Genomic DNA, 6,711 nt, shown 5'->3' with positions numbered 1-6,711 from the left:
ATTCTTATCGGAAAGCGACACAAGAGCATGTTGCAATCCCCAATACGCTTAATCGACAGTTTGCAGTAACTCAACCAGATCAAGTGTGGTGTGGCGACGTGACGTATGTTTAGGTCGGTAATCGCTGGGCCTATCTAGCCGTTGTTTTAGACTTATTTTCCCGCAAACCTGTTGGATGGGCTTTGTCATTATCACCAGATAGTGCGCTGACCTGTAAAGCTTTGAAAATGGCATTTGAGTTAAGGGGTAAGCCTGAGAATGTGATATATCGCAGCGATCAAGGTTCACATTACACGAGCTTGAAATTCAGACAATTAATATGGCGTCTTCAGATTGAGCAAAGTATGAGTCGTCGCGGGAATTGTTGGGATAACGCACCAATGGAGCGTTTCTTTAGAAGTTTGAAATCTGAGTGGATACCCGCAAGTGGTTATGGGAATGTTACAGAAGCAGATAAAGAGATCACAAATTACATCACTGGATATTACAGTGAGACAAGACCCCATCAATATAATGGTGGGTTAACGCCAAATGAGTCAGAACGTTTATATTGGAATGACTCTAAAACCGTGGCCAATTTTACTTGACCACTACAAGATTGATACTAAACGCTTGGTATTTTCGGCCGTAATATTTATTACGGCACTATTAGTTTAACTGGGTAGTAGCCTTCACCTTTAACAGTTTATCGAGACACCCATTGTTAAATTTGGCTATGTAAGGATTGAATAGCCTCCATATCTAAACTATCAAAAGTCAAGACAGGCATTATTCGGCTATCAATGGTTCCACCAAATCAAGCATTGTTGCACCAGTGACCTTCTAAAACATGGATGTTTTAGTAGAGCCTACAGGGACGTATTTACGGCGAGTCACTGGTGTAACAGTGCGAAAGCCTGCGGCAGGCAATTAGGGAATACAACTGCAAGAAGCCATGTTGCCGCCGATTAGCCCCTCGAACCATTACCGAAACTAGTACTGGCTCACCGAGCGAGTTTATCGAGACATCCATAGTCAAACTTTGCTCCGAAAGGACACATAGGTAAAACGTTACCAAAGGCTTACCTGTATTGAGCCTGAGAAAGTCTCAGACGCAAAAAAAGATGCCACTACAAGGGGTTAGTGGCATAAATGCATAAGTCGGGCACAAGCTTAAAAGGGTGGGTAGAAGACTGACATTTTGGCTGGGAACCGTTGCAACATCAGTCTCTACGCCGGGAAGTAGGTAAGACCTTTGGGTGTAGGGTGGTAAAACGGCGCGTTATTCCATGCTTACTGGGCCGTCGATTTTGTTAAATTTCACATCACCAGAACCTGCCGCAAGAATCGTTAATCCTTTAGTGTTAAAGACATTAATGTCGCCTGAGCCATCTGTGATGGTCACTGGACTCTGCACATTGGCAACTTCGATGTTGCCTGAACCGTCATCGATGGCGATATTGCCGCGAACATCGGTCACCTTGATTGCGCCAGAGCCATCGTCAATCGTGAGGTTGCCGTTGATTTGACTGACTTCAATGTCACCAGAGCCATCATCAATGCTGACATTGTTACCGCCGTTGATGATGAGTTCGCCTGAACCGTCTTTAACATTGATATCTGCTGTCATCTTGCTGATCAAAATGGCACCTGAGCCGTCATCGATATCCAGTGCTAAATTCGCAGGCACTTGCAGTTTTAGGTCGATATAGGGTGAGTAATTATTAAAACCGCTTTGTTCAAAATCGGCTTTGAGCTTGGCCTTGTTGGCCTTTTTCTCAAGGGTGAGAATGAGTTTGCTGTCGTCGTTACTGTCCTTATTGCTATAGATGTCGGCGACGAGTTTAATTTGGGTTAGGCCTTCGACACCGATAATTTCGAGGCTGCCTGCGCCAGTCTCGGCAATCAGGCCTTGCAAGTCTTGGCTATCGAGGGTGAGTTCGCGTTGCTGGTGGTCTAAATCGGGCATGCCAGCGGCGTTGACATTAATAATGCAGCCAGTGAGCGATACCCCTGCGGTAAACACCAATATAAAAGCGAGGGTGAATATAAATGGGCGTAGTGACATGTTAGCTTCCTTGTTTATCTGGCACTCGTTATTTGTGTGAGCGCTGAGTCGTCTTGCGATGGATAAGACGTTGCACAGCCCATGCCAATTTTAAGTTTCATTTATAATCAATGATTTAAAATAAAAGTGTCCGCGCTTGGCTGTGCGGACATGTCCGCCGAATGAGGGATTTACTCATAGATTAGTGAAATTGCTCATTTATTAAGTTAGCTTGAGCCTCATAGGTCTGGCTGGGCAAACATACAGACAATACAGAAAATACAAAAAACATAAGAAGGGATGCAAATGGATTATTTAACGACGAACAAGACAGCTTGGGATGCGCGCACTCGGGTGCATTTAACCTCGGATTTTTACGATGTGGCGGGCTTCCTGCGTGGGAATACTTCATTACGGGAAATCGAGCTGAGCGAGCTTGATGTGGCTGGTAAAAGCTTGCTGCATCTGCAATGCCATTTTGGCTTAGATACTCTGTCGTGGGCGCGCATGGGCGCTAAAGTGCTGGGCGTCGATTTGTCTGAGGTGTCGATTGATGAAGCACAAAAGCTGGCGCAGCAGACACAGTTGTCCGCCGAGTTTATTTGTAGCGATGTTTACAGTGTGGCGAGCAAGGTTGAGCCGCAAGATATTGTTTTTACGTCCTATGGTGCCATTGTGTGGCTGCCAGATTTAACCCTGTGGGCGCAGACGGTTGCTGCTTGTTTAAAACCCGGCGGACAGTTTTACATGGCCGAGTTTCATCCGGCGCAGCAGTTGTTCGATGGTTACAGCTATTTTAATCGGGGTGAGCCAGACATAGAGCAGGAAGGCACCTATACCGAAAATACCGGTGATGATCAGCAAACCTTAATGTGTTGGTCACACAGTTTATCTGAAGTGATCAATGCGTTATTGCAGGCGGGCTTAGTGTTGGAGTTCTTCCACGAATTTGATTTCAGCCCGTACAACTGTTTCGAAGGGCTCGAAGCCCAAGCCGATGGTCGTTATGTGTTAACACACCAAGGGCAGAATGTGCCCTTAGTGTATAGCATTAGTGCTCGTAAGCCTGCGTAATGCTAGCCGTTTGTGATGGCGAGGATTAACGACTACGGTAAACCGGATACTTAAGGTAACGGTTATCGTAGTAAGGGCTGCGTTCATAGAACCAGCGCAGGCGTGCCTCGGGATCGGCGGCAAATTCGGCGTTGGTCAGTGCCTTGTCGAACTCAGCCTGCAGCTTAGGATCATCTTTTAGCATATTGGCCGCCAGCGGCTCAACCGCATAATCTTCAATGTATTCAGTGCGGGTGAAGATAGGATTAAAGAAACCCCATTGTAGTAATGAGTCTGGCGATTGTGGCTCCAGCAGTAAAATCGCCAGATCGCCCAGCGGTTGATCTGTGCTGATTTTAATGGTGCCAGCGGGCAGAGTGGTGCTGACTTTCGTCAACTCTGACTCGGCTTTGACCGTTTGATGGCCCTCAAAATCCTTAGTGTTAAACACGGGATTACTGAGTTTGTATTGCTGTAATTTAAGCTCTGTCGGTTTGGTCAGGCGCGTCATGCGAATGCCGTGTATGTTCAGGCGATCAATCACCTGCGTCCATTGCGCTGGAATATAGTAAGCACTCGGACGAGTAACTTTAATATCGGGCACAGTCTCAGCGAGCACAGGCAGATTTGGGTACAGCTTAGGTTGACCGTTCCAACGCACCACCTCAGTGCCACTGATGGGGCTCTTTTCGAGTTGATAGTCGATGCCCTTAAAGTCCCAACCTTTTGCCAGCGGTGCCGATTTCCACGTTAGGGTGATCAACGGCGAAGCGCGGTATTTATCTTCCTGAATCGCACTCTTCAGTTTAGTCGCCTGTTCGCCCACGGTTTTGAGGGTTTGCTCCAGCATCACATAGGTGCCGAGCACTCTTTGTTTAAAGGGTTTTAAGCTATGGTTTTCAATCAAAATAGTGGGTAAATGGCGCGCATCGCCATAACCGTTAGAGAAGCGCGGACTTGGATTCCACAACGACATACCTTTGGTGATATCGGCATTATCCACGGCAAAAATCAGCGGGCCGGGAATATGGCCTTGCTCGGTTAATGTTGCTTCAACTGCGGGTCTGTAGTTGTTTTCGAGCCAGCGGTAACTGGCTGGGCTTAATCCTTGGGCGAGGTTATAACCAAAGGTGACATCGTATTGGTAATCGATGCCGTCGGTGACATGCACGTCGATATACAAGTCTGGCTGCCACACGTTGATTGCGCGCAGCATGTGCTGCATTTCTAAGGTATCGGCCTTGGCATAATCGCGGTTAAGGTTGAGATTATTTGCGGTAGTGCGCCAGCCCATATTCACTGGGCCACGTTGATTCACACGATTAAATTCGCCGCTGCGCTCATGGGCATCGACACTAAACATAGGCACAAACAAGAGGTTGGCTTTATCCAGCAGGGCGCTTTTATCGCCCTTAATGATGTCGCGTAGCAGCATCATGCCGGCATCTTTACCGTCGATTTCTCCGGCATGAATCCCTGCTTGCACTAAAACCGTTGGCTTAGTGTTTTGCTTGAGGCGCGCCGACTCATTAATGCCTTCACTGCTGGCGATATACATCCAAATATCGCGCCCCTGTGGGCTCTTACCTAGACTCACCTTTTGTAATTTATTGGTCTCGCCTGCAAGTTTGTCGAGCCAAGCGATAGTGGCCTCGTAGCTCGGACTTTCAATGCCATTGCTTTGCTCAAAGGGCGTCGCCCACTCGTTATCGACACTCAACATGAGCGATTCGCTGGCGCCATGCCAAGTGATACTCGGCGGTAAAATGGCATCGTTGACAAAGGTGTTGGCTCGCTCAGGGATCGGCGCGGGCTGAGCCTCTGGCGCTACAGCAGTGGCATCGGTTGCGACAGTCGCAGCGGGTTCGGTTGCTTGGGTATTCGCAGCTGGACTTACATCCTGTGGCGCTGTTGCTACTGGGGTTTCAGCTGGCGTTTTGTCGGTGACGGTTTGCGTTGCAGCGACTGGCATTGGGGTTGGCAAATCAGTAGATGCTTGAGCTAAGGTTTTTGCATCGTTGGCAACAGCATCGACTGAGTAGAGACTGCCCGCAGAAAGGCAGGCAATGGCGATAACGGAGAGGGAAAATAAGCGCATGAAAAGAGTCCATATATCTAATTTTTATTAGGACGGTATCTTTTCATTAAACGCCCCGTTAACGCAAGGGCGGTCAAGGGTTTATCTGGCATTCAGGCGGAGGGTTAATACGATTGGTATAAAACCCTGAATGACATAACAGGCTAATCCGCTTTGCCGGACGTTATCTGCGATGCGGGCTGCTTGTTATAGGCAATTTCGATAATGGCGATGTCTTCGTAAAGCGCTTCGACGGCAATGGCGAGCTGATAAATAAGCCAGCTATATCCTGTGAGCGCAAATCCCTGCGGGACTTCGCCGTCGGTTGCGGCGGCATTTGAATCGGTTGTTGATGCCGTGGTTGTTGATGTCTCGATTGTCGATGTTATAGGGGCTGAGGCTAGCGCAAGCTGGAGTCTGTGTTGTAACTCTTGTTCTAAGCATTCTGGCAAGGTCGGTAATTGTTGGGCTTTACCCGCCACAAACTCTGCAAGCTGTTGTAAATAGAAGGCGAGCTCAGAGGCAACCGCATTAATCTGCAGATAGGCGTCTTTGTCTTCTTCCTGCCAGCGGGTTGAGGGCAAGAGTTCGAGCAAGGTGATTAGGCGCACTTGTTTATTAGCAAGTTGCGACAGCAGTACTTTGTGTTTTTTGAGGGTTTTACTTTCCCATTCTAAGGAGAAAAACAGCTTCTTCTGGGTGAGTACGGCTTTCATTGCGGCTTCGAGTTTAGCGCGAAAATCGAGGTCGTGATTAGCGGGCGCTTTAAGATGCTGGGCGAGTACTTCGGCCATATTGTCGATGGCATGAATGAGTTGAGAGCGCCAATCTTGTTTGGCTTTGATCGGGAAAATAAACAGCGAGACCAAAATAGCGATCACGCAGCCAGAAAGTATATTGGCCGTGCGCCACAGTGCCTCGGAGGTGTCGTGATTTGCATCGCCGACCACTATGATGATGGTAAATCCTGCCACGAGATAGGCGTAGCTGTAGCGTCCCGCTGAGATAAAACAAATCAAGCTGACGGCTAAGATCAGTAGCCCCATAATCAGCCAATAACTGTCGATAGTGGCGACTAACATCACGCCATAAGCAGAACCTAAACAAGTGCCTACCGCCCGTTGCAGGGACTTTTCAATCGCACCACCCACCTGTGGCAGGCTCATCATAATGATCACGATCGTCACCATGCTCCAAATAAAATGTGGCGGCGACCAAATGGCATTAATGGTGACGGCAATCAGCAAGGCGAGGCCAAGTTTAAGGGCATGAATGGCGCGGAAATGGCGATAGATAAAGTCGGCAAAAGGGCTTGCAGGGGCAAAGACGGACATAATGCAACACTCCTTTGGGCTGATGATAGCCAAGCCATTATCGCAGAAAGACGTCGCGCCCGTGTGGCTTGGCAGATAAAGAAATACGAATTGCGAGGCCGCGCCGTTTGAGCTTAGTCCAAGGCGCCGCCAAGATCACATTAATTTCAATTAAGTGATAATAAATCAGTAGGATAGAGTTCGGTATATCCAACATCGGGCATAAAAAAGCTTGAATAAGC

The 6,711-nt window shown here is 48.1% G+C and carries 4 protein-coding genes and 1 pseudogene; 2 read left to right on the top strand and 3 right to left on the bottom strand.

Features of this window, described 5'->3' with window-relative positions:
• Positions 1-587 (top strand): annotated as a pseudogene (locus KV201_RS19920) (IS3 family transposase); the annotation flags it as partial.
• A 674-nt stretch (positions 588-1,261) separates the two neighbouring features.
• Here the strand turns inward: KV201_RS19920 and KV201_RS19915 are convergent.
• Positions 1,262-2,047: a DUF4097 domain-containing protein gene (locus KV201_RS19915; protein ID WP_226060345.1), complete on the bottom strand. Its 786-nt coding sequence runs from the start codon at positions 2,045-2,047 to the stop codon at positions 1,262-1,264.
• A 285-nt stretch (positions 2,048-2,332) separates the two neighbouring features.
• Here KV201_RS19915 and KV201_RS19910 point away from each other — a divergent pair, with 285 nt between their 5' ends.
• Positions 2,333-3,100 (top strand): bifunctional 2-polyprenyl-6-hydroxyphenol methylase/3-demethylubiquinol 3-O-methyltransferase UbiG, encoded by a 768-nt coding sequence (locus KV201_RS19910; RefSeq protein WP_226060344.1) that lies wholly within the window; start codon positions 2,333-2,335, stop codon positions 3,098-3,100.
• A gap of 25 nt (positions 3,101-3,125) precedes the next feature.
• On the opposite strand, the gene KV201_RS19905 is transcribed toward KV201_RS19910, so the two are convergent.
• Both KV201_RS19905 and KV201_RS19900 read right to left on the bottom strand, forming a co-directional pair.
• Positions 3,126-5,177 (bottom strand): M14 family metallopeptidase, encoded by a 2,052-nt coding sequence (locus tag KV201_RS19905; protein ID WP_226060342.1) that lies wholly within the window; start codon positions 5,175-5,177, stop codon positions 3,126-3,128.
• Positions 5,178-5,320: 143 nt separating this feature from the next.
• Positions 5,321-6,490 carry an FUSC family protein gene (locus KV201_RS19900; RefSeq protein ID WP_226060341.1) on the bottom strand — a complete coding sequence of 390 codons (1,170 nt, stop codon included), beginning with the start codon at positions 6,488-6,490 and terminating at the stop codon, positions 5,321-5,323.
• Between the last annotated feature and the right edge of the window lie 221 nt (positions 6,491-6,711).

Source organism: Shewanella sp. SR1 (assembly GCF_020447145.1).
GTDB classification, from domain to species: domain Bacteria; phylum Pseudomonadota; class Gammaproteobacteria; order Enterobacterales; family Shewanellaceae; genus Shewanella; species Shewanella baltica.
This window is presented reverse-complemented; position numbering and strand designations above follow the sequence as displayed.